The organism is Psychrobacter sp. CAM01 (assembly GCF_032842965.1).
GTDB lineage: Bacteria > Pseudomonadota > Gammaproteobacteria > Pseudomonadales > Moraxellaceae > Psychrobacter > Psychrobacter celer.
Genome location: NZ_JAWJBL010000009.1, coordinates 45,699 through 67,996, shown reverse-complemented (window position 1 = coordinate 67,996; position 22,298 = coordinate 45,699). Strand labels below are relative to the sequence as shown.

Annotated in this window: 15 protein-coding genes; 9 read left to right on the top strand and 6 right to left on the bottom strand. The window is 46.6% G+C overall.

Annotated features, from left to right (window positions below):
• The first annotated feature begins 35 nt into the window (after positions 1 to 35).
• A complete protein-coding gene (typA, locus tag R0I52_RS07600) occupies positions 36 to 1,883 on the top strand; it encodes a translational GTPase TypA (RefSeq protein ID WP_317053833.1) in 1,848 nt (615 codons plus the stop codon).
• Positions 1,884 to 2,066: 183 nt separating this feature from the next.
• Here typA and R0I52_RS07595 read toward each other — a convergent pair whose 3' ends face one another.
• The 6 genes from R0I52_RS07595 to cysM form a co-directional block, all read right to left on the bottom strand.
• Positions 2,067 to 2,507, bottom strand: a complete 441-nt coding sequence (locus tag R0I52_RS07595) for a hypothetical protein (RefSeq protein ID WP_317053832.1) — start codon at positions 2,505 to 2,507, stop codon at positions 2,067 to 2,069.
• 310 nt (positions 2,508 to 2,817) lie between these two features.
• Positions 2,818 to 3,759 carry a bifunctional DNA-formamidopyrimidine glycosylase/DNA-(apurinic or apyrimidinic site) lyase gene (mutM, locus tag R0I52_RS07590; protein WP_317053831.1) on the bottom strand — a complete coding sequence of 314 codons (942 nt, stop codon included), beginning with the start codon at positions 3,757 to 3,759 and terminating at the stop codon, positions 2,818 to 2,820.
• Between the two features lie 76 nt (positions 3,760 to 3,835).
• Complete coding sequence (locus R0I52_RS07585; RefSeq protein ID WP_317053830.1) at positions 3,836 to 6,388, bottom strand: bifunctional (p)ppGpp synthetase/guanosine-3',5'-bis(diphosphate) 3'-pyrophosphohydrolase; 2,553 nt, start codon at positions 6,386 to 6,388, stop codon at positions 3,836 to 3,838.
• A 353-nt stretch (positions 6,389 to 6,741) separates the two neighbouring features.
• Entirely contained in the window at positions 6,742 to 8,283 is a 1,542-nt protein-coding gene (gene rlmD, locus R0I52_RS07580) for a 23S rRNA (uracil(1939)-C(5))-methyltransferase RlmD (protein WP_317053829.1), read from the bottom strand.
• A gap of 218 nt (positions 8,284 to 8,501) precedes the next feature.
• On the bottom strand, positions 8,502 to 9,326 hold the full coding sequence (locus tag R0I52_RS07575) for a 3'-5' exonuclease (protein ID WP_317053828.1): 825 nt from the start codon (positions 9,324 to 9,326) through the stop codon (positions 8,502 to 8,504).
• Between the two features lie 24 nt (positions 9,327 to 9,350).
• Positions 9,351 to 10,340: a cysteine synthase CysM gene (gene cysM / locus R0I52_RS07570; protein WP_317053827.1), complete on the bottom strand. Its 990-nt coding sequence runs from the start codon at positions 10,338 to 10,340 to the stop codon at positions 9,351 to 9,353.
• 554 nt (positions 10,341 to 10,894) lie between these two features.
• Here cysM and R0I52_RS07565 point away from each other — a divergent pair.
• From R0I52_RS07565 to R0I52_RS07530, 8 genes are all read left to right on the top strand, one after another.
• On the top strand, positions 10,895 to 14,320 hold the full coding sequence (locus tag R0I52_RS07565; RefSeq protein WP_317053826.1) for an ATP-binding protein: 3,426 nt from the start codon (positions 10,895 to 10,897) through the stop codon (positions 14,318 to 14,320).
• A 334-nt stretch (positions 14,321 to 14,654) separates the two neighbouring features.
• Positions 14,655 to 15,467: a crotonase/enoyl-CoA hydratase family protein gene (locus R0I52_RS07560; protein ID WP_317053825.1), complete on the top strand. Its 813-nt coding sequence runs from the start codon at positions 14,655 to 14,657 to the stop codon at positions 15,465 to 15,467.
• Between the two features lie 301 nt (positions 15,468 to 15,768).
• Positions 15,769 to 17,028 carry a multidrug effflux MFS transporter gene (locus tag R0I52_RS07555; RefSeq protein ID WP_317053824.1) on the top strand — a complete coding sequence of 420 codons (1,260 nt, stop codon included), beginning with the start codon at positions 15,769 to 15,771 and terminating at the stop codon, positions 17,026 to 17,028.
• A gap of 325 nt (positions 17,029 to 17,353) precedes the next feature.
• Positions 17,354 to 18,226: a transporter substrate-binding domain-containing protein gene (locus R0I52_RS07550; protein ID WP_317053823.1), complete on the top strand. Its 873-nt coding sequence runs from the start codon at positions 17,354 to 17,356 to the stop codon at positions 18,224 to 18,226.
• Positions 18,227 to 18,307: 81 nt separating this feature from the next.
• Positions 18,308 to 20,539 carry an ATP-binding protein gene (locus tag R0I52_RS07545; RefSeq protein ID WP_317053822.1) on the top strand — a complete coding sequence of 744 codons (2,232 nt, stop codon included), beginning with the start codon at positions 18,308 to 18,310 and terminating at the stop codon, positions 20,537 to 20,539.
• A gap of 59 nt (positions 20,540 to 20,598) precedes the next feature.
• Positions 20,599 to 20,961, top strand: coding sequence for a response regulator (locus R0I52_RS07540; protein WP_075102026.1), 363 nt, complete (start codon positions 20,599 to 20,601; stop codon positions 20,959 to 20,961).
• 29 nt (positions 20,962 to 20,990) lie between these two features.
• Positions 20,991 to 21,440 carry a chemotaxis protein CheX gene (locus tag R0I52_RS07535; protein WP_075102027.1) on the top strand — a complete coding sequence of 150 codons (450 nt, stop codon included), beginning with the start codon at positions 20,991 to 20,993 and terminating at the stop codon, positions 21,438 to 21,440.
• A 39-nt stretch (positions 21,441 to 21,479) separates the two neighbouring features.
• Positions 21,480 to 21,929 carry a chemotaxis protein CheX gene (locus R0I52_RS07530; RefSeq protein WP_317053821.1) on the top strand — a complete coding sequence of 150 codons (450 nt, stop codon included), beginning with the start codon at positions 21,480 to 21,482 and terminating at the stop codon, positions 21,927 to 21,929.
• Positions 21,930 to 22,298: the final 369 nt, after the last annotated feature.

Sequence of the window (22,298 nt, the reverse complement as noted above, 5' to 3'; positions counted from 1 at the left end):
TACTGCATTTTTTTAAGACGAAACGAGCATTTTATATGGCGAACGATATCAAACACCTGCGTAACATTGCAATTATTGCCCACGTTGACCACGGTAAAACCACTTTGGTTGATAAGTTATTACATCAGTCTGGTACTTTTGGCGACCGTGCAAACATTGCTGAGCGTGCGATGGATTCAGGTGATATTGAGCAAGAACGTGGTATTACTATTTTGGCTAAAAACACAGCCATCCGCTGGACAGATCAGACAGATGGTACCGAATACCGTATCAACATTGTAGACACCCCAGGTCACGCCGATTTTGGCGGTGAAGTCGAGCGTGTTATGTCAATGGTTGACTGTGTATTGTTGGTGGTGGACGCGGTTGATGGCCCAATGCCACAAACTCGTTTTGTGACGCAAAAAGCATTTGAGCAAGGTCTAAAGCCGATTGTGGTTATCAATAAAATCGACCGTCCAGGCGCGCGTCCTGACTGGGTCATGGATCAAATCTTTGATTTATTTGATAATTTGGGCGCAACCGACGAGCAGCTTGACTTCCCGGTAGTATATGCTTCAGCGCTAAACGGTATTGCAGGCTTAGATGCTGATGATTTAGCAGAAGATATGACGCCACTGTTTAAAACCATCGTTGATGTGGTACAGCCACCTCAAGTAGATGTAGATGCGCCATTCCGTATGCAAATTTCAAGCCTTGATTACAACAGTTTTGTTGGTGTTATCGGTGTTGGTCGTATCCAGCGCGGTAAAGTAAAGACCAACACACAGGTCACGATTATTGATAAAAACGGCAAAACACGTAACGGCCGTATTTTAAAAATTATGGGTTATCACGGTCTTGAGCGTATCGATGTAGAAGATGCGCAAGCAGGTGATATTGTTTGTATTACGGGTATCGACGCACTAAATATCTCAGATACCATCTGTGATCCAAATCATGTAGAAGCATTGCCAGCGTTGACGGTTGATGAGCCAACAGTCTCTATGAACTTCCAAGTAAACAACTCGCCGTTTGCTGGTCGTGATGGTAAGTTTGTGACGTCACGTAATATTCGTGAACGCCTGGAGCGCGAACTGATTCATAACGTCGCCCTGCGCGTAGAAGATACAGAGTCTCCTGATAAATTTAAAGTATCAGGCCGCGGTGAGCTACACCTTTCAGTATTGATCGAAAACATGCGCCGTGAAGGTTTTGAGCTTGGTGTATCAGGTCCTGAAGTTATCGTAAAAGAAGTCGATGGTAAGCTACAAGAACCGTATGAAAACGTGGTGTTCGATATCGAAGAAGAGCATCAAGGCCCTATCATGGAGCAAGTTGGTCTGCGTAAAGGCGAGATGACCAATATGGAGCTTGATGGTAAAGGTCGTATGCGTATTGAAGCGACGATACCTGCGCGCGGTTTGATTGGTTTCCGTTCTGAATTTTTAACGTTGACCTCAGGCACGGGCATCATGACATCGAGCTTTTCTCACTATGGTCCTCAAAAGATTGGTGATGTCGGTGGCCGCGCTAATGGTGTATTAGTATCTATGGCCAATGGCGTATGTCTAGGTTTTGCACTATTTAACCTACAAAAACGCGGTAAGCTCTTTGCTGAGCCACAGCTAGAAGTTTACGAAGGCATGATCGTCGGCCTAAACTCACGTAGTGATGATATGACCGTTAACCCCACAACGGCAAAACAGCTAACCAACGTTCGTGCTAGTGGTACTGATGAAGCGTTGACATTGACGCCAGCTGTGAAGTTCACCCTTGAGCAAGCGCTTGAATTTATTCAAGACGATGAATTGGTCGAAGTGACACCAAAAGCCATTCGTATCCGTAAGCGTTATTTGACGGAAAGTGAGCGTAAGCGTCACAGCCGTAGCAAAAAAGCATAAGACAAACCAGAGTTTAAACACTCAGTGCTAAAATATAGTACTAAAGTTTATTTAAGCTAAAAGTTCAGTAAAAAAACGGTTAACCCTAGGGTTAGCCGTTTTTTTTGCATATGTGTTAGGACAAAAGATAATGAGATTTAGAACAAAGACTAATGTAAGAGGTTTAGAGCAAAGAAGCAAAGACTAAGGGGTTACGACTACGTAGTCGTTAGTATTGATTAAGATCTCTGATGGCTGGTCTACAACGATACGTACGACGTTATCATTGACGGCTTGCGATTTATAATAGTTGTCTTCGGCGACGGTACAGCCTAAGCAGCGCCCCATTGCACTCCACGGCTCAACGAACAGCTTTTGCTGCGCTTGATCTGGATTACCCCCGATGATAGAAAATGGCAAACTGACGATATAAGCGGCGGTGCCAGCCACCGCATTGACCAGCTGCAAAGGCTTACCCACGACGGTATCCACGACCATGGTCTCATAAGAAGGGCCAAAGTCGCTTTCATCAATCTCTATCGCTGCCAACGCAGGCTGCATGCTAGCTGCCATCAAACCTAAGCTTGCGACTGCTGTAAAAAATTTCTGCTTAACGGCGCGTTGGTTGTTGGCTCTAACAGTCATAATGATATCCTAAAACTCATGATTAATATGGTTTGCTGCTGTTTTTAAAGCAATTAGGAAACCGCGTCCCTATAAAATTACCGCAGTAATAAACAGCTTGAATATTACAGATAGATGAACGATTCGCACAATTTATGTAAGTACTAGCACTATTAAAGCAAGATGTGCGCCAATAAGCAACAAAAATGCGTACAATCGCGCGGCGGAAATATAAACGGCGATTGTATTATCGATAAGCAGTAGAGCGATGAATGGCTGTTTAAAACCAATAAGGTAACAGTCGGCTGAGCTGCTAACAGGTGAGTATCACCTAAGGATTTAGCGGCTGACAGTTGGCACAATAGACACTTGCTCGGCCGTTAAGTTTGATGTTTTCAAGAAGTGTATCGCAGTGTGGACAAGCTTCTCCTTGTCTGCCATAAACATTGAGTGTCTGCTGAAAATAACCCGTGGTGCCGCTTGCCACCGTAAAGTCGCGTAGGGTCGAGCCGCCCAGCTCTATGGCTTTTAATAAAATATCTTTGATATGAGCGACCAAAACCAATAGCTGCTCATAGGAGAGCTGATGGGCTGGAGTGGCGGGGTGAATACCTGATAAATATAGGCTTTCTGTCGCATAGATATTGCCCACACCAACGACGACCTGCTGCTCCATAATTACTGATTTGATTGCGCGGGCGATCGGCTGTTTCTTTGACTTAGTGGTACTGGCAGCCGCTGTATCATTGCTGTCGTTAGGTGCAGTTGTCCGCTGAATCAGATGGTACAGATAGTCAGCGGTGAACGCCTCTGACAAAGGCTCAGGGCCTAAGTGATCAAGCAGCTTGGTGCGATAGTCTCGATGCCAGAGCACCGAGCCAAACCGTCTAGGGTCATAGTAGTGCAGCTGGGTTTTGTTGTTATCGGTATCGCGAAATGTGATCACCAGATGATCATGTTTACGTTTTTCGGTCGCATGCGCGTGTTGTTGCAGGCTGCCTGACATGCCCAAATGCACCAATAGCTTTTTTGGCTCCTTTATATGAGCATGCTGAGAGTGAGAGCCATCATCAGAAACAAAGGGTGAGAAGTTTAGTATCAAGTATTTGGCGCGGCGCTCCACACTGACTAAGGTATGATGAATCAAAATTCCCAAATCATCTGGCATAGCCCAGCGCAGTTTTGGCTGAAATACTTGTATGTCAACGACTTGCTGACCATGTAAGGGACTTAGGCTGGTTTTGGTGGTTTCTACTTCAGGCAATTCTGGCATGGTGTTTTATGATAACTCTATGATTAAGGTAAGTGTGCAAGCTCAGGTCAAGGGACAAACTATAAAAATACGCGCCTTATGCGACGGCACGTCTGGCATGCAAGATACCGTGCTGCTGCTCGAGCTTGGCCAATAGTTTAGACAAGTGCGCCAGTCCTGATACTTCGATGTGGAACTTTAAAAAAGCGATATTGTCGTCATTACTTAACGTCTCAACTTGGCGAATATTGACGTTTTCTTTGTCAATAATCTGTGTCAAATCGCGTAATAGCCCTCGTCTGTCATAGGCCTCTACATGTATATCGACTGGTTGATAGCGGCCAGGTTGGACGCGCCAGCTGGCCTCTACCTCGCGCTCAGGATCACGCTCGATAAGACGCATATATTCTGGACAGCCACGATTGTGGACACTGACACCGCGTGACAAAGTGATATAGCCGGCGATGGGTTCGCCATGGATAGGATGACAGCAGCCCGCCAAACTAATCTCGATATTGTCCAATCCATCGATTCGTATCTTATAGGCATCGAGCTTGCTTGTGTCTTTGGTATCGACACTGGGTACAAAATCCTCTGGCGGTCGCTCCGGCTCTAGCTGTAGCTGACGCGAGATATGACTGGTGAGCTGGTTTAAGCCGATGTCACCGGTGACCAACCCGACGATGATATCATCGGTATTATTGACATTAAAATGCTGGGTATAGTCATTAAGATCAATGCTGTTGGGGTGTACGGACAAGCGCTCAAGCTCTTTGCTGAGCATCTGCCGTCCAATCTCGATGTTTTTGTCACGGTCTTGCTTGTTAAACCATTGGCGTAGTTTTGAGCGTGCACGGTTGGTATGAATATAACCAAGCGAGGCCACCAGCCAATCACGATTAGGCTCACGTGAGGCTTTGGTGATGATCTCTACTTGCTCGCCTGTTTTGAGCTGGTAGGTCAGCGGCACATAGCGCTGATTGACCCGCGCTGCCTGTGCGCGGTTGCCCACCTGCGTATGGACATAATAGGCAAAATCAAGCACGGTCGCGCCTTTTGGCAGCTCGGTGATATCGCCATCACGACTAAAGATATAAATGCGCTCCAGCTCATCAAAATCGACTAACTGTTCTTCTTCATCAAGCTCCAGCTCTTCGATTTCTTCACCTGCTACAACTGCTGAGCGCGGCTGATTGCGGGTTTCGTTATTAATGGACAAAAGCTGCCGCAGCGAGCTGATTCTTTGATTGAGGTAATTGTCTTTTTTGTTTTTTAGGCCTTCTTTATAATTGACATGCGCACACATGCCAAGCTCGGCCTCAAAGTGCATCTCGTGCGTTCGAATCTGTACTTCCAGCGATTTGTTTTCGGCGATGACGGCAGTATGCAGCGAGCGATAGCCGTTGGACTTTGGGTTGGTGATATAGTCGTCAAACTGCTCAGGAATATAGCGCCATAAACCATGCACGAGCCCAAGTACGTGATAGCAATCTGAGGGGCTGGTGACCAAAACCCGCAGCGCCCGAATATCATAAAGCTGATCAAACGATAAGCCTTTGAGCTTCATTTTTCGATAAATCGAGTAGATGTGTTTGACGCGGCCCGATACTTCTCCTTCGATACCGGCGTCTGCCAGTGCCTCATTGAGCTTGTCTTGCACGCGCTGGATATAAGACTCGCGCTCACTGCGTTTTTCTGACAGCAGCTTAGCGATTTCTTTGTAGCGCTCAGGTGCCAGATAGCGAAAAGCTAAGTCCTCCAGCTCCCACTTTAATTGGGCGATACCCAATCGGTGCGCTAGTGGGGCATAGATGGTCATGACTTCTCGCGCCACGCGATTTTGCCGCTCCTCACTAGAAAACGTCAGCTCACGCATGGCAAAGGTACGCTCGGCAAGCTTTATCAGTACAACACGGACATCGTTGGTGACTGAGATGAGCATGCTGTAGATATTAGAGAGCTGGTCACGCTGGTTATTGACAAAGTGATCTTCTAAACGCTTGTTGCTCTCGATGATCTCCGACAGCTTACCCATCGCTAGGGTGTCTTTGACCAAAGTAGTGATATCTGCCCCGAATTTTTTTTCGATATCTGTCAGGCTAATGATAGACTTGCGCGCGCTACGATAGAGCATCGCTGCCACTAGGGCATCTTCGTCTTGATACAGATACGTCAAAATATCGGTCATGCCAATACCTGTGACATAAGCGCCTGAGCGCTCGGACTCACTGGTATTCATATGGCTGCGAATAAACTCACAAGCGGCGTTGAGATTGGGCACCGCATCTTGGCCGATACGTTTGGCGACATTGTCCAGCCACGTTGGGACGTCGATGTTGACTTGATCTAGATTGATCGCCTCCAGCTCTTTTTTGGTTAAAGTGTTGTTTTTGTCCAAAAGCGGATTGTTTGCATACTCATTGGCAAGTTTTGGATCATGAGTATGCAGTGCATGGTCGGCGGAGCGATCAAAGGTGGTGTGCAGCTTATGAGTGGCCAGTTGGTATTTGATATCGAGAGGAATTTGGGCATAGCTATTGGCAGATTGGTGAGAGCGCTGGCTCGCAACCAGTTGCGCCGCTAGTGTGGCACTGTCGGCTTGAGTGGTTTGTCCATCCACCAGCGGCAATCCTTCACGAATTTTAACCATAGCCGACTCCTCTTAGCTATCTTGAATTGATTATAACTTCATCTACTCTACACGCACTTTGGATGAAATCACAAAGTGTCAGCTATAAACCAATACAACTGCTAAAAAATCCTTTTTTAGCAGCTATAAAATGCAAGTAAAATATATAAAGCTATGAGCGCAGTCTTCGCCATGTGCTGATAGAGTAGACATAGGAAGATTGTTTATTATTATCTCATTTTGAGGGGACAAATCAAGCGAGGCTATGTAATGTCTGTTGTTGATAGATTGAAATAGCGGGTTTATCTCTCGATACTATCTATAGTTTTAGTAAAGACAGCGTGTCCCTTTTTGATAAGGACACGCCGGTAATATCAAACTGTAACCTTCTCAAAACGGGCAATGGACTCTACGTGACCGGTATGACAAAACATATCCATCACCCCAGCATGCGTCAGGCGATAGCCTTGCTCTAATAAGGCCTTGGTGTCGCGCGCGAGCGTCGCTGGGTTACAAGAGACATAAACGATGCGCTCAGCGTTGAACTTGGGCAGATACTGCATAATCTCCCACGCGCCAGAGCGTGGTGGGTCGATCAAGAGCGCATCAAAGCCTTGGTTGGCCCACGGCTGATCTGAGCAATCATGCGTCAAATCCTGACTATAAAATTCTGTGTTGTTAAGGCCATTACGACGAGCGTTGTCTGCGGCGCGCGCGGTCATCGCGTCACTGCCTTCTACGCCGACCACCGAGCCTGTCTCTCCGACAAGCCGCGCTAAGGGTAGACTAAAATTGCCCAGTCCACTAAACAAATCCAGTACCCGTTCGCCTGCTCTTAAATCCAACAAGTCGCAAGCAAGCTTGGTCATTTGACGGTTGACGGATAAGTTCACTTGCGTAAAGTCAGTTGGAATAAATTCATACGTCAGATCAAACTCAGGTAACTGATAATACAAACGTCCAAACTGCTGACTCATATCATCATCAGCGCTCAAGGCGATACGCTGAATGCTATCAGCACCTTTGGGCTGTAGATATAACTGCCAGCTGCGCGCTGCAAAAAACGCCTTTAGTTTTTCTACATCAGCATCTGACAACGGCGCTAAATTGCGTACGATCAAAGCAACGGGCTGATTGCCGTCTGGTACCCCGTCTATTTGTTCACCCATCGCCAGCTCAAGCTGGGCAATCTTGTCACGGCTCTCTAAAGTACTAATCAGCGCTTTTAGGTTTTCGATCTCAAAACCGATACGCGGATCTAGAATATGACACTCGTTTAGCTCCGCCAAAAAGTTACTAGAGCGCTCTCGAAATCCGACCAACGCTGTTTCTTTTTTGGCGACATAGCGTACGCCCAAGCGCGCTTTGGTGCGATAGCCGAGGCGATCACCGACCACAGGTGCCAGCCAAATATCAGGCTTGGCATTGGCCTGATGAATGAGCATCTCTGCCAATACTGATTGCTTAAAATCGATTTGGCCATCTGGCTGCCAATGCTGCAAGCTACAGCCGCCGCAGACGCCGAAATGCGGGCAGGGCGGAACTGCACGCTCAGGGTTTGGATTGGCCGTAATACTCACAGCGTCGCCTTCTTCAAAGCTGGCACGACTGTTGGTCAGCTTCACTAAAGCGCTCTCACCTGGTAGGGCAAAGCTGACAAAGACTTTTTTGCCGTGCTTGTCTTCGATATGGCCGTCATCTACGCCAAAGCCATTACCATATATCGCGACGCCGCGACCATCATGCGATAGACCATCAATCGAAAAAGGCAGTGGCTCGGCTTCTTTTAACCGCCGGCGCGTCTTTGAAGAGGGCTTGGATTTTTTTTTGTTGGGCGGAATGGTGATTGTTTGGCGAGCGCTCTCAGGCGTCGTCGCCTCGGGTGCCGTAGAAGTCTTTGAATCGGTGGGCTGCATAAACCTGCCTTAATAATAAATGATAAATAACGAAAAATAAGGGTGAGTGCTATAAATTCACTCGAAAAAGAGTACAAGCGCTACTGGGATGAATTTTGCGCAGCCTCTGTGAACGCAGCACGCAAGTAAAATTTATACCAGTAGCGTACTTAAACCTACAACAAATTTACTTTCAACTGACCATCTTATTTATAGCGCCGTTTTATAGCTTGGGCTTTTTAAGATTTGGGCGCAGATGACCAGTCAGCGATAAACTCATGATGACGTAGGCGACCATCTGCTTGGGTATATTGTCTTAAATAAGTCAGGCTCTGCTGCTGCCATATATCAAAATCCTGCAAAGACAGCTGTCCGGTTAGTCGTAACCAGCGCAAGTAAATCAGCCACGTATTCATGACATCAGACTCGCAATATATCGACAGTGTCTGCCAATCTGCCTCATTAACCAGATCGCCCACCATGCTACCATCGACACTGGTCTTGCCAGGCAGACCGTAGAGGCTTGCGACCACATCCATGGCTTCGCGGCGACTGGCACCATACTGGCTAAATCTATCCATCAAGTCTAGATGGCGAGTATGAAAGCGATTGACATAATTATCAAAACGCATATTTTTGATACGCTCGCCTTCTTCAAATAGCCACGGTGCTGCCAAGTCGTATTGCATGGCGCGATAAATAAGCACCGGAATATCAAAGCCAGAGCCGTTCCAGCTGATCAGTTGCGGCAGTTTTTTAAGGTCACTAAACGCCCGAAAGAACTTAGCAAGAATGTCTTTTTCGCTAAATTTGTCCGCCGTCAAAGAAAACAAAGAAAACTGACCGTCTTTGATATACAGCGCTGATATACAGACGATACGCTGCAGCGGCAAGCGCATAAAATCATGTCCTGCCTCTTGTGTGCGTATCGCTGTCAGTGCGCTTAGGGCATCGGCATCGTTAAGCTCAGCCAACTGAGGGTAGATACGGCGCGCCGCATCAGTATCTGCAACGGTCTCGATATCAAAGACCAGTATCGGGTCGGATGGTAAGGCTTGTGACATAGGTAAACCTAATTAATTGTTAGCTTATTGTGCGGCGTTTTCTGTACCGTTAACGATATTGTCGTCATTAACCTTGTCGTCATTTACATTGTATAAACCAGTCGATAAATAACGATCGCCGCGGTCGCAGACGATAAAAGCAATGACGGCGTCTGGATTGGCTTTGGCGACTTGCAGCGCCGCCCATGCAGCTGCTCCAGATGATACCCCAGCGAAAATACCTTCGGTTTTGGCCAGTTTACGCATATAGACTTCGGCGATACGTTGATCGACATCCATCACCTCATCGACCAAATCAGCATCAAAGATACCTGGCATATACTCAGCAGGCCACCGGCGGATGCCTGCGATAGAAGCGTCTTCATCAGGCTGTAGACCAATCACTTTAATATCTGGGTTTTGCTCTTTTAGATAGCGAGACACCCCAGTAATCGTGCCTGTGGTGCCCATTGAGCTGATAAAGTGAGTGATTTTGCCATCAGTCTGCTTCCACAGCTCAGGGCCTGTGGTGAGATAATGCGCTTGGCTATTGTCAGGGTTGTTGAACTGGTCTAATACAATCCCTTTGCCATCGGCTTGCATCTGCAGGGCCAAGTCGCGCGCCGCTTCCATGCCTTCATCGACTTCGATGAGGGTGGCACCATAAGCGGTCATGGCGTCTTTGCGCTCTTGGGTTGAGTTGGTTGGCATCAGCAGCGTCATCGGATAGCCGCGCATGGCGGCAACCATGGCGAGCGCAATGCCAGTATTGCCGCTGGTGGCCTCAATCAGCATATCACCCGGTTTGATATCACCGCGCCGCTCTGCTTGATAAATCATATTAAATGCTGGGCGATCTTTTACCGAGCCTGCTGGGTTATTGCCTTCTAGCTTGGCCAAGACCGCCGTGCCACCCGCAATCTGCTCTTGCTCGGGCAGGCGCTGCAGTTTCACCAAGGGTGTCTGCCCGACGCAATCGGCAAGGGCGGTAACTTGAGAGATGAAGGTGGCGTTTGACGTGGCCGTAGCTGACATAAGATACCCTTATTGTTAATATGAATGTTCAAACCTGATTTATGCACTTGCAAAGTGTGACCGTGTTGACCTCGATTGCCCAACATCAACGACAGTTTTTTTATCGTTGTCGCCGTGCATGCAAACGCTCGTCTACCGATGCATACGATGAGCCTGTCGCCAAATGGGCATGACAGCGCGCAAAAATAGCGGCAAGTAAAAAGCTGCGCCATTATATCATTTTGTTTTTGCCTACGCTGAATGCATGCAGAGATTTTGGTAAATGAATGATGCTTATAAATGGTAGTTGAGACAAACACTGTTAAAATACTTGTATGATTCAGAGGCGTTATGATGCAGCCACCGCACTTATCGCCACGACTAATATCCAACGACTGATAGCTATAGCCAAGTGATAACGATAGCGCTATAGTACAGGACGCGATGGCGCAAAGTCGCTGTGATAAACCTAGCGTATGTCCTCCATTTAATTGATAGTCATCTTATCTTGTTTTTATCATTGTTTTAAAATGAGGACACGCCCTAGCAAAACATTGAGATGAGAGCGAGCTTGCATGGCACACAAAAAACGTTTTGATACCAGTAGCGCTTATGGTCAGCTGATCATATTGGTGTTTTTGCCGATATGTATATTGGCCGCTGTCGGTGGTATTTTGGTGTTTCATGAGACCATGCGTGCCAGCGACTCTGAGCAAGAAGTGTTGGCCGAGGCGGTGCTGATTCGTTATACCCCTGAGATTGCAGATCTGATTCCTGAGCTGTTGGAGCAAGAGCGCCAGCAGGCGGGCAGTGCCTCTAAGGCTGCCGTCTCGACTCTAGAGGGCATTCGTGACAGGCTAGGCCGCATGCAGTCCGAGCAGCACGTGCAGCGCATCGCGATTGTCAATGAAGACAATAAGGTGCTGGCCACGGTCGGTTATGGGCTCAATGAGCCTTGGCCATTGATTGATGCTTCAGCGCAATTTATCTCGCAAAAGCCCACACCGATCGGCACCGCTTATGGCAGCGTGCTTGGTGAGTTTGAAGGGCAGCGGCTGTGGTTGCTCGTCGATATGGACAACGAGCCGCTGTATATCGCGCGTTATCGCATCGCCATGGCGCTGGTGATTACGGGGTTGTTTACCATCCTGATTTTGCTGTTGAGTTTAAACATTTACTCAAAACGCTGGATCGCACCGATTTATGAGCTGCGCTTGCAGTTGCAGCGCACTCACGTCGACAATTTATATCAGCCGATTCCGGTGGAATCGGATGGCGAGCTAAACTTATTGCAGCAAGATTTGGTCAATACCTTGCGCCGCTTGCACAGAAGCTTTCAAGACCTCAAAGACCATGCCGAGCAGACTGAGGATGACTTGCGTTTGGCGTTTGATGAGATGGAAATGCAAAACATTTCGATCAGAAACGCGCGTGATGCCGCCATCTCAACCAGCCAAGCCAAATCGGCGTTTTTGGCCAATATCAGTCACGAACTACGCACCCCGCTCAACAGTATCGATGGTTTTATCAACCTGCTGGCGCGTCACGGCGAGCTAAATCCTGAGCAAGATTTGTACGTACAGACCATTCGTAAATCCTCAGCGCATCTGCTGGCGCTGGTCAACGATGTCTTGGATTTTTCTAAAATCGAGGCGGGCAAGCTGGTGCTTGATCGTCATGAGTTCGATCTTTATGACACCATTTATGATGTGGTCGATATGCTCTCGCCAGTCGCCGCCGAAAAAGGCCTGCGCATGGCAGTGCTGTTTTATAACGATGTGCCGATGCGTATCAATGGCGATGCCTTACGCCTTAAGCAGGTACTGACCAATATCGTTGGCAATGCGATTAAGTTTACCGACAGTGGTGATGTGGTGGTGCGGGTCAGCCTTGATGATCACCGTGATAATTATCTGATGATAAGTGTGCAAGACAGCGGTAAGGGCATCTCGCTTGCTGATCAAAAAATGCTGTTTCAAAGCTTTAGTCAAGGCGACCCTTCTATCACGCGTCAGTATGGCGGGACTGGGCTGGGTTTGGTCATCTCCAAGCAGCTGACGCGATTGATGGGCGGTGATATTGGGTTTTATGACAATGCGCAAGAAAACATTGCCAATCAAGGCGCGACGTTTTGGTTTCGTATGCCAGCGCACGTCGATGTGCTCGAGGCGTCGACAGGGCAGACCATTGAGTTGCCTGTGCTCGCGCCGCTTGCTAGCGAGACTGATGAGTTTAATGTGCTGGTGTGGATCAACCATCCAGCTTCGATACAAGTGCTCAAAGCCAGTCTGCAATATTTACCAATTCAGCTGACCCAAGCCAACTCATTGCCAGGTGTGCTTGAATCGTTAAAAGAGCATGGTAATTACTGGGACTGGGTCATCGTCGATGATGATACCCAAGACGATATGATGGCGCTATTAAAACAAATTCGTCTGCACTATCAGGGCAAGCTTGCTGTCTTTGGCTATCAAGTGGCCGCCGATCAGGCTCTGCTCAATCGTTATCATGCCAATATCTTATATGAGCCTTTGGATAAAAGGCAGCTGTATGCCATGCTCGATACACAAAATCGCCGCCAGCCAACGAGTCTGCAAGAGCCGCGCTGGAAAGGGGTGACGGTGTTGGCGGTGGATGATCATCTGCCCAATCTCTTGGTACTCGATGCGCTGCTTAGCGAGCTGGGTATTCATGTCGTCACCGCCAGTAGCGGTTTTGATGCGATAGAGATTATCAGTAAGCAGCAAACCAAAAATCTAAAAACTGCCAAAAACCAAAAGCAAAGCCTGTCAAATAAAACCCAGCTCTCTAAAGCCGAAGCGCGAGATGACATGAGCAAAAAGTCAAACTCTGCGCTGTATGCAGAGGAGACTGCCAATGAAGATAAAGACACCCATAAAGACAACATCGACTTGATATTTATGGATATCCAAATGCCGCGCATGTCTGGGCATGAAGCGGCCAAGCAAATCCGCAGTATCGAAAGCGATGACGGTCACATTCCTATCATCGCCTTGACCGCACATGGGCTAGCTGATGAGCGTGACAAGCTGATAGCCAGTGGTATCAACGACTATGTCGGTAAACCCATTAGTCAGCCGCAGTTGCTGCAAGTGCTGCAAAAATGGCTGGGGCGCACCTCGACCACGCCGCAACTAACCGCGCTATCTGAAGCCAATCTACATGGACTTGGCTTGCAAGACACGGATGCGGCCTCTAGTCACACCGACGCATCAACAGATACCGACACGCAAACCTTCTCAGAATGGCCGCTGGGCGCGACGACCAGCACGTATCCTGTCAGTAAAAGCGCGCGCACCACCGATGCTAGCGAGCCGCCAAAAATAACGCGACCATTATCACTCAAAAAAATCCGTGATGACTATTTACGTGACAGTCAGCCGCGCGAAGACTATAGACGAGAGACACCGCGAGAGACTCAGCCGCGCTACGACAGCTTACGCTTACAAAAGCAAGGACAGGCGCCGCTGCTGAGCCCGCCGTCAGGGTCGATGGATCATGCCAGCAAACCAAATACTGATCTAGCCGCACGTCAGAATGAGCACAAGGATACAGCGATAGACAGCCCGAACTCAGAGATTTTGGACTGGCAAGATGCGCTGACTCGCTCAGCCAACAAGCCTGATCTGGCAGCCAAGCTGATCATCATGATGCTCGACACCATCAATGATGAAAAGCAAGCGTTGACTCAAGCCTGGGAGGCGCGCGACCGTAGTATGTTGGCGCAGATTGCCCATCGTATATTGGGCGGTAGCCGCTATACTGGCGTGCCGCAGCTGCGTCAGGCCAGCCAAGATTTAGAAGATAAGTGTTTATTAAATATCCAGCATACCACGCCTGCGCAGTTTGCTATGCTCCAGCCTTATTACGAAGCGCTACTAACCGCATTAAATAATTTGCAAACGCTGGATTTGTCCGCTTATCCGCAGCTCAATTACCACCGTCTCAGCGAAAACGACATGACGTGGAAAATGATTTAGGCATAACGATTTAGAAATAGTGACTGAGTAATAGTGATTGAGAAACAGTAAAAAGCGCGACTTCATGTTGCCATGCCCGTATAGTCGATCCACCATAAAATAAATACCGTGCGACTAGGAGTGATTTTACGCAGCATCTGCCTGCATCGTACAGCAAGCAAAATTGATACCAGTCGCGTGCGAAAAATCACATACTTCTTTTATTTGAGATTGACAATGCAGTCTCGCTATAAAGTATCGTGGCAGTCAGTTATTGCTAAGGTAGGATATGGATAAGCCTGCTAATATTATCGCTATCAGTCTATCTTTTACCCATTCATAAATAAGGATCGTTATGAACGCCATTGCAACTTACCAATACGAAACGCTACAAGTGAGTGTCACTGATAATATACTCACTGTGACGTTAAATCGTCCGCACAAAAAAAACGCCATGAGCTTTAAGGTCGTAGAAGAGCTGATCGCTGTGGCAGGCCGAGTGAGCAAAGATAAGACGATACGAGCGGTTATCTTAAACGGTGCCGAAGGGACGTTTTGTGCCGGTATCGACTTGGGCGATTTGAACCATCCCAAAAACCAAGCGTTTGCGGTGTGGGAGCTGGTGAAGCCGTGGCAAAGCTCGTTTCAGCGTGTTTGCTTGGTCTGGCGCGATGTGCCAGTACCGGTCATCGCGGTTTTAGAGGGCTACTGTATCGGCGCAGGGCTACAATTGGCGCTGGCGTGTGATGTGCGCATCAGCCATCCTGAGTGTAAACTGTCTATCATGGAAGCCAAGTGGGGGCTGGTGCCAGACATGGGTCTGACGCAATCGGCGTATGGCGTGGTACGAGAAGACGTGCTAAAAGAGCTGGCGATGACAGCACGCGTCGTCGATGCTAGCGAAGGCAAAGCGCTGGGTCTGGTCAGTCATTGCAGCGAGACGCCGCTTGAGCAAGCAAAGCATCTCGCTGCTGAGCTTGCCGAGCGCTCACCAGATGCGGTGCTCGCCAGTAAGCGTGTGATCAATGCCATGCATCATCAGCCTGCAACCACGCTCTATAAAGAAAAGATGTGGCAGCTAAAAATGATGCTGGGCCGCAATCGCAAGCTTGCACTGAGAAAAGCCAAGCAAGCCAGCACCACCTTTGCCAAGCGACAGTTTCGCTAGTCTTCTATAATGAGTCATAAATCATAAAGGTTTACATCATAGGTAGAAAAATTTAGACAGAACCTGAGGTTTTACAATGATTGTTTTTAGTGGTTAAGGTTTGTTTTATTCGCGTTAGGCGTCTATTGCAATGGCGGTCAAAATCACGATATAACCCCCATATAACATTGTCCGCTTGCATAGACGTTGGTAAATATGCACTATTGCTATAAGCTGCCATTTTATGACGACAGCAAACCAAAAACGCTATCGTAAAACTATAAAATATAAAACAATAATCACTATATAATCTGGTCTAAATATGTCTGCTCCAAAATCCTCCCCACCTCCAAAACCCATCGCCGCCGAGCGTGTTCGCTCGGCTGACTTGCCCGTTGCTTGGATTATGATGCTCGGGCTGATCGTCGCGGTAGGGCCTTTATCCATCGATATGTATCTGCCAGCACTACCCTCGATGGCAGATGATTTTGGTGTGTCAACCGCCTTTATGGCCAACTCAGTCCCAGCGTATTTTGTGGGTTTGGTATTTGGTCAGTTGTTTTACGGCCCCTTTAGCGATCGCGTTGGTCGAGTCAAGCCGCTGTATATGGGCATGACGCTTTATGTGATTGCTTCTGTTATCTGTGCCACTACGGATAATGAGTATGTGTTGTTTGTCGGTCGTACCATGCAGGCTCTTGGGGCCTGCGTTGGGGCAGTGGTAACTCGAGCTGCGATTCGTGATCGGCTAACGGCTAAACAAACCGCAAAAGCTTTTTCTATCATGATTTTGGTGATGGGACTGGCACCGATACTCGCGCCGTCTCTGGGCGCACTGTTTTTACAGTTTTTTAATTGGCACTCTATTTTTTGGTTTTTGGCGGCTTTTGGGGTCCTCAACTTACTGCTCACCAAGTTCTTCTTTTTTGAAACCCTTACCGAAGAGAACCGTAACATACGCCCTGCCAGAGAAGTGCTGAGCCAGTATTGGGATTTGTTAAAAGATCCCAGCTTTAACTATCCTGCAATCGGCGGCGGGCTGTTGATGGGTGCGATGTTTGTCTATATCAGCTCAGCTTCTGAATTAATTATGGATACTTATGGCGTCTCGGCCACGCATTTTGGCTGGTTGTTTGGAGTGAATGCGGCAGGGTTTGTGGGTTTGACTCAGCTGAATCAGTGGTTGACCAATCGCTTTCGTATCTTGAGCATATTACGTTTCGGGGCGATGATGCAGGTGCTCTCTGCCGGCACGTTGTTTGTTGTCGGTATATTTTTGGGGACCGATGCTTGGTTGCCACTGGTGCTGGCGTGTATTTTCTTTTGTATTGCAGGCTTGGGATTGACCCAGCCAAACGCTTCAGCGATTGCGCTGGCTTTTCAAAAGCAGCGTGCGGGTATGGCAAGCGCGCTGCAAGGCTCGCTGATGTTTTCAGTAGGTATTTTTGGTGGTTTATTATTAAACTTATTCCCTCTTAATCCAGTGTTAAAAATGGGTATTGCACTTTTTGTCCTGATGAGCTTGGGTGCGTTTTTAATCTGGCAGATAGATCGTGATTTAGACCTCGATGACGCAGAGTAGCGGCTGCAAGTTTTTGAGACACCCAATATTGGGTGTTTTTTTTGTCTTAATAAAAGGGTTTTGATACATGAGCGCTACGCGTGGTTAATGCAGAGCCTGATGCTTTTATAAGACACGTCTTATAATGACTGAAGTGTCATGTTTAATCGTAGTTGATTGAAAATAAATAGTTTGTTGTCACCAAACAAATTTATCAGAAATATTTCATTTGGAAAAAAATTAGTGTAAATTGTAACTTTATGTTTACAATGTAAGGTTTTTTGAAACTGACAGTTACCATACAGTGATGTTAAGACAACAAGCGTTGCAACTTTAAGGACAAAACATGATGCAGTTATATAGAGTAGTACCAGTTATATTAAGCGTTGGTTTATTTGGTTGTGGTAATTCTTCTACCACAGAAAATACCAACGCAGCTGGCACACCAGTGACAAAAAATGAAGACAGTTTTGTAAGTAACTTACCGGATACTGCTCCAGTCATCAAAGTGGGTACTGAAGCCAATTATGCGCCTTATGAGTTTAAGGATGAATATGGAAATGTAACTGGATTCGATATCGAGCTAATGCAATATATTGGCGAAAATCAAGGGTTTAAAATCGAGGTTTATAACGATCCTTGGGAAGGATTATTCAATAACTTGGATAACAAAAGCCGAGATATGGTTGCGGCAGGTTTGACCTATAGTAATGAAAGAGCTAGTAAGTATCTACTTTCAAATCCCTATGCACCGCTCCCTACTAGTATTGTATATCTAGATAAATCATTAAATATCCAGTCTTTAAACGATTTAGGTAACGTCAGACTAGGTGTTTTGAGTAACTCAGAGCCTTATGAATATTTTGCTAAGGGAGAGTACAAAACTGAATCTGTAGAACAGTACCCAACCACGTTTGCAGCAGTAGAAGCCATGGCGCAAGACAAAGTTGATGCTGTAGTAGATGATTCGGGTGTACTTCGCTATACCCTAAACGACTTACCAAGCCTCCAGCCACTATACTTTGATTATGAAAGTATCAAAGCAGAGGGTGCTCGAAAAGTATTTTTGATTGATAAAAGCCACCCTGACTTACTTAAAAAAGTAAATACTGGCCTTAAAGAGCTTCAAGAAGATGGCACCTATGCCAAATTAACCACTAAATGGTTTGGTACAGATCTGACAAAGACGTCTTTACAGCAACAACAAATGTTGCAGTAGTCTTAAGTGTAATAGTGATGGAACGTATTATTTTTAAATAAATAATAAATATGAATTTATCTATATTAAAAGGAATATGCTATGACTGTATCAACTCAAAACGGTAACTCCCGTTACCGAGGTTTGATTCTGTCCATCGCTGCCTTCTTGGCATTGATTGGGGTGTTGCTCGCCTTTACGTTTTATACATCAAGTGTTCTTGAACGTAATACAACACTTGTAAATATATCTAATAAAACAGCTAATAATGCTCAAGCGATTATTAAGGATCTGTTTGACTTGCAAAGTAGTGTGGGGGAGCATATTAACTCCCCCCATCAAAAGCGTGTTAGGAAAAGGTTGGAGAGTAACACTCAAGAAATCGATCAATTGCTTATCAGTATGCGTGAGGGTTCGAAATATACCGATGCCGCAGGTACTGTTTATAATATTCCTAGTATCAAGACAGCGGGTGAGTTGGCAGCTTTAGAAGAGGCACGGGGAGAGTGGAATACTCTAAAACCACTAATTGTCAATTATTTAGAAACTGCTGGTGATATCCGGATTGATTCTTCAGATGAGCTGGCATTAGCTTATGAGCAAGCCAAAACCTCCAGTTTGCTGATCAACGACTCGCTAGATAATCTGACACGCGACGTATTTAGTAATGCAGAGCGCCAAGCCACCACCATTCGTCTGATTCAGGTGTTGGGTGTTGCGGCGATTTTTGCTTACTTTTTGATTTTCGTATTCTTCTTTGTGCGCCGCTTACGTGAGACCGATGCCGAAGCTGCTGCTGCGCGCCGCGAAACACAAGAAATCATGGAAACGGTCAATACTGGTCTATTCTTGCTAGATAAAGACTTGAAAATTGGTCAACAGCACTCTCGTGCCCTCAATAGCATCATTGGTGCTGACAATTTGGCAGGTGAGAACTTTACCAGTGTCTTACGTGGTCGTATCTCTGATAAAGACCTAAACACCACCAAGCAGTTTATCGAGCAGTTATACAACCCGCGCGTCAAAGAAAAGCTGGTGGATTCACTAAACCCTTTACATAAGGTCATGCTACACAACGCCGGTGAAAATAAAGGCGCTGATAGCCGCTTCTTGGATTTTAAATTCTCACGCGTTTATGACAAAAAAGACATCGCCCGTATTTTGGTCAACGTCAATGATGTCTCTGATGCCGTCTACCTAGAGCAGCGCTTAGAAAAAGAGCGCTCGCAAAACGACATGCAAATCGAGATGCTCACCACCATCTTAAATGTAAACCCTAAGATCATTAATGAGTTTATCGCCAACACTGAGGCGCATATCAATAAGATGAACAACATCTTAAAAAATCCTGGTAGCTCGCAATACGAGCTGGAAAATAAGCTAAAAGCCATTTATCGCGAAATGCATAGTCTAAAAGGCGAAGCATCAGCGCTAAAACTGCACAGCTTTACCAAGATTGCCTCAGATGCCGAAGACAAATTGCATGCCTTACAAAACCAAGGCCAACTATCAGGTAATGACTTCTTACCATTGGCGGTCCATCTAGATGACTTACTCAGCCTATCGAACACCATTGCCACGCTAGGTGAGCGTATCAATCGCTCAGAGCCTGCTCCTAGCAAGCCCGCTACTACCTCTACCACCGCATTAAGTGATGCCGTGGCACAGCAAAGCATAGCGCTTGCTGAGAGCGCCGCGGCCAAAAGCCAACCAACCAGCTTGACGATTGGTAACATCAGTTTGGATGGCGGTCAAGATATCGATTTGAGTGATGATGCAGCTGAAGATCAGCTGTCTTTTTATCGTGATTTTGCCAAAGATATTGCCGCAAGACAGGGCAAGCAAGTACAGCTCAACAGCCATACATTGACCCAAGTCAATATCTCAGAGCGTCTGGCCAAGCCCATCAAAGAGATTGGTATCCAGCTGCTACGAAATGCTGTGGTGCACGGTGTCGAGGCGCCAAGCGTCCGTCATTCGCTCGGTAAAGAAACAGCAGGCAAGATTGATCTAGAAGTACAAGACAACGGCCAAGAGGTCATGCTCATTGTGCAGGACGACGGTCAAGGCATCGATTACGACAGTATCCGTCATAAATTGGTGGCAGAAAACCACGTCGATAATGAAGCAGCAAGTCAGCTGACGCATAGCGATTTGCTCAAGCAGCTGTTTTCTTCAGGTTTTTCTACCAAAGAAGATGCTGATGAAGACGGTGGTCGCGGCGTGGGTTTGGACATCATCAAATCACTGGTCAAGGACTACGACGGCAAGCTGAATGTAAATAGTGAACGGGGCAAAATGACAAGATTTGTCATTACACTACCAAAAGCTTAATAAGAGAGGTTAGGCATATCGTTCACCACAACGATGTGCCTCATTACAGGTAATAGGTTATGCATAAATTAATGATTGTTGATGATTCTAATATCATTAGAAACCGTATTCAGCGTGCGTATGACTCAGGTGAGTTTATGCTGGTCGCTACTGCTACCAGTGGTGTGCAGGCGCTAGAGAAGTTTAATATACATCGTCCTGATGTGATCACCATGGATCTGACCATGCCGCAAATGGATGGTTTGGAGTGTATCGAAAAAATCATCGCCACGGATCCAGATGTCCGTATTTTAGTCGTATCTGCTTTGTCTGATAAAGCCACGGGGATTGAGGCGCTATCGCTTGGTGCTAGTGGGTTTTTGTGCAAGCCGTTTTCAGAAGAAGAGCTTGTAGAGTCTTTGCACGAGCTGGTGCAAGATTAATACCATTCAACGACTTGAGTAATGTCTATATGAAAGAACAAAAGCTACAGATTTTTTTAAACATCATTAGCAATTATTTTGATCAGTTTGGTGGAGAAGAGCTCGTCGCTGACACGCCATATTTGCTAGAAAACAAACAGCCCAAAGTACATGACTACACTGGCGTGATTGGCATCTCTGGTGGTCAAAAAGGCGTGGTGTATTTTTCGGCGACTCACAAATTGTTGTCCTCGCTACTAGATAGCATGGGCGAGACTGATAAAAGTGATGACAATTATATTGATCTAGCAGGCGAGGTTGCCAATACCATCGCAGGCAACGCCCGTACTGAGTTTGGCTCAGAGTTTCATATCTCGGTACCGTTTGTGTTTAAAGGAGCGCCCAAAAGTATCGTCCTACCAAACGATGAGCGTTCTTTTATCATCCCGATCACTTGGCATTCGCAAGTCGGTGAGATTGTGGTCTGTTTGCAGGATTGATGATCTCGCTATTACGTTCTAATACGGATGTTCGTTATTATGATTAAAGTAGAAAAATTGGGCGTGTTTTTAAGTTCAATTAATGCGTTTTTTACGCAGATTGATGGGACAGAAGTAGACATCGATACGCCTTATTTAAATAACAATAAGACAGCGGTAGGCTATGACTACAGCGGCGTTATCAAAATCTCAGGCCCGCTACAAGGCTGCGTTTATGTCAGTGCGCCAAGCGCGATGCTGCGTGCGGTGGTTCAGGTGATGGGCGAGACCGACTCCTCTATTATGATGTTGAAGGACTTACTCGGAGAGATGGCCAACACCATCTCTGGTAACGCTCGGACGGAATTTGGGTCAGAGTTTATCATCTCGCCGCCGCACATCGTCGAGAGCGCGCCCAACGTGTCGTATCTACCCAAAGATCGGCAAAGCTATATCACGCCCTTTACCTGGCGTGGTCACAAGGCCGTCATCGGTATCTGCATCACTTAATGACAATTAACTGATCAACGACAATCAACTGATAGCCTATCGTTTATCGCTTTGCCTTAACGAAAAGCGACAAAAAGCGCCAACAATAAAAAGCGATACAATGGTGTCGCTTTTTTGTTGATACGATGATTTGAGGCGTGAGGCTCACGAGTTGCTAAATCGCGGTTTGTCCTCATAAAGCGCTGGAGGTTGTGAGGCGTTGTATGATAAAATACGGCGCAGCTATTTCTATAATTTGCTTTATAGGAGGGGTTTGAGTTTTTTGCTAAAACCCAACATGGCTTCTTTTTTACACCAACCAATGACACACACATCATGGTAAAAAATTGCTGGGTGTTTGGCGACTTGATTAATTTGCAAGTTAGGTCA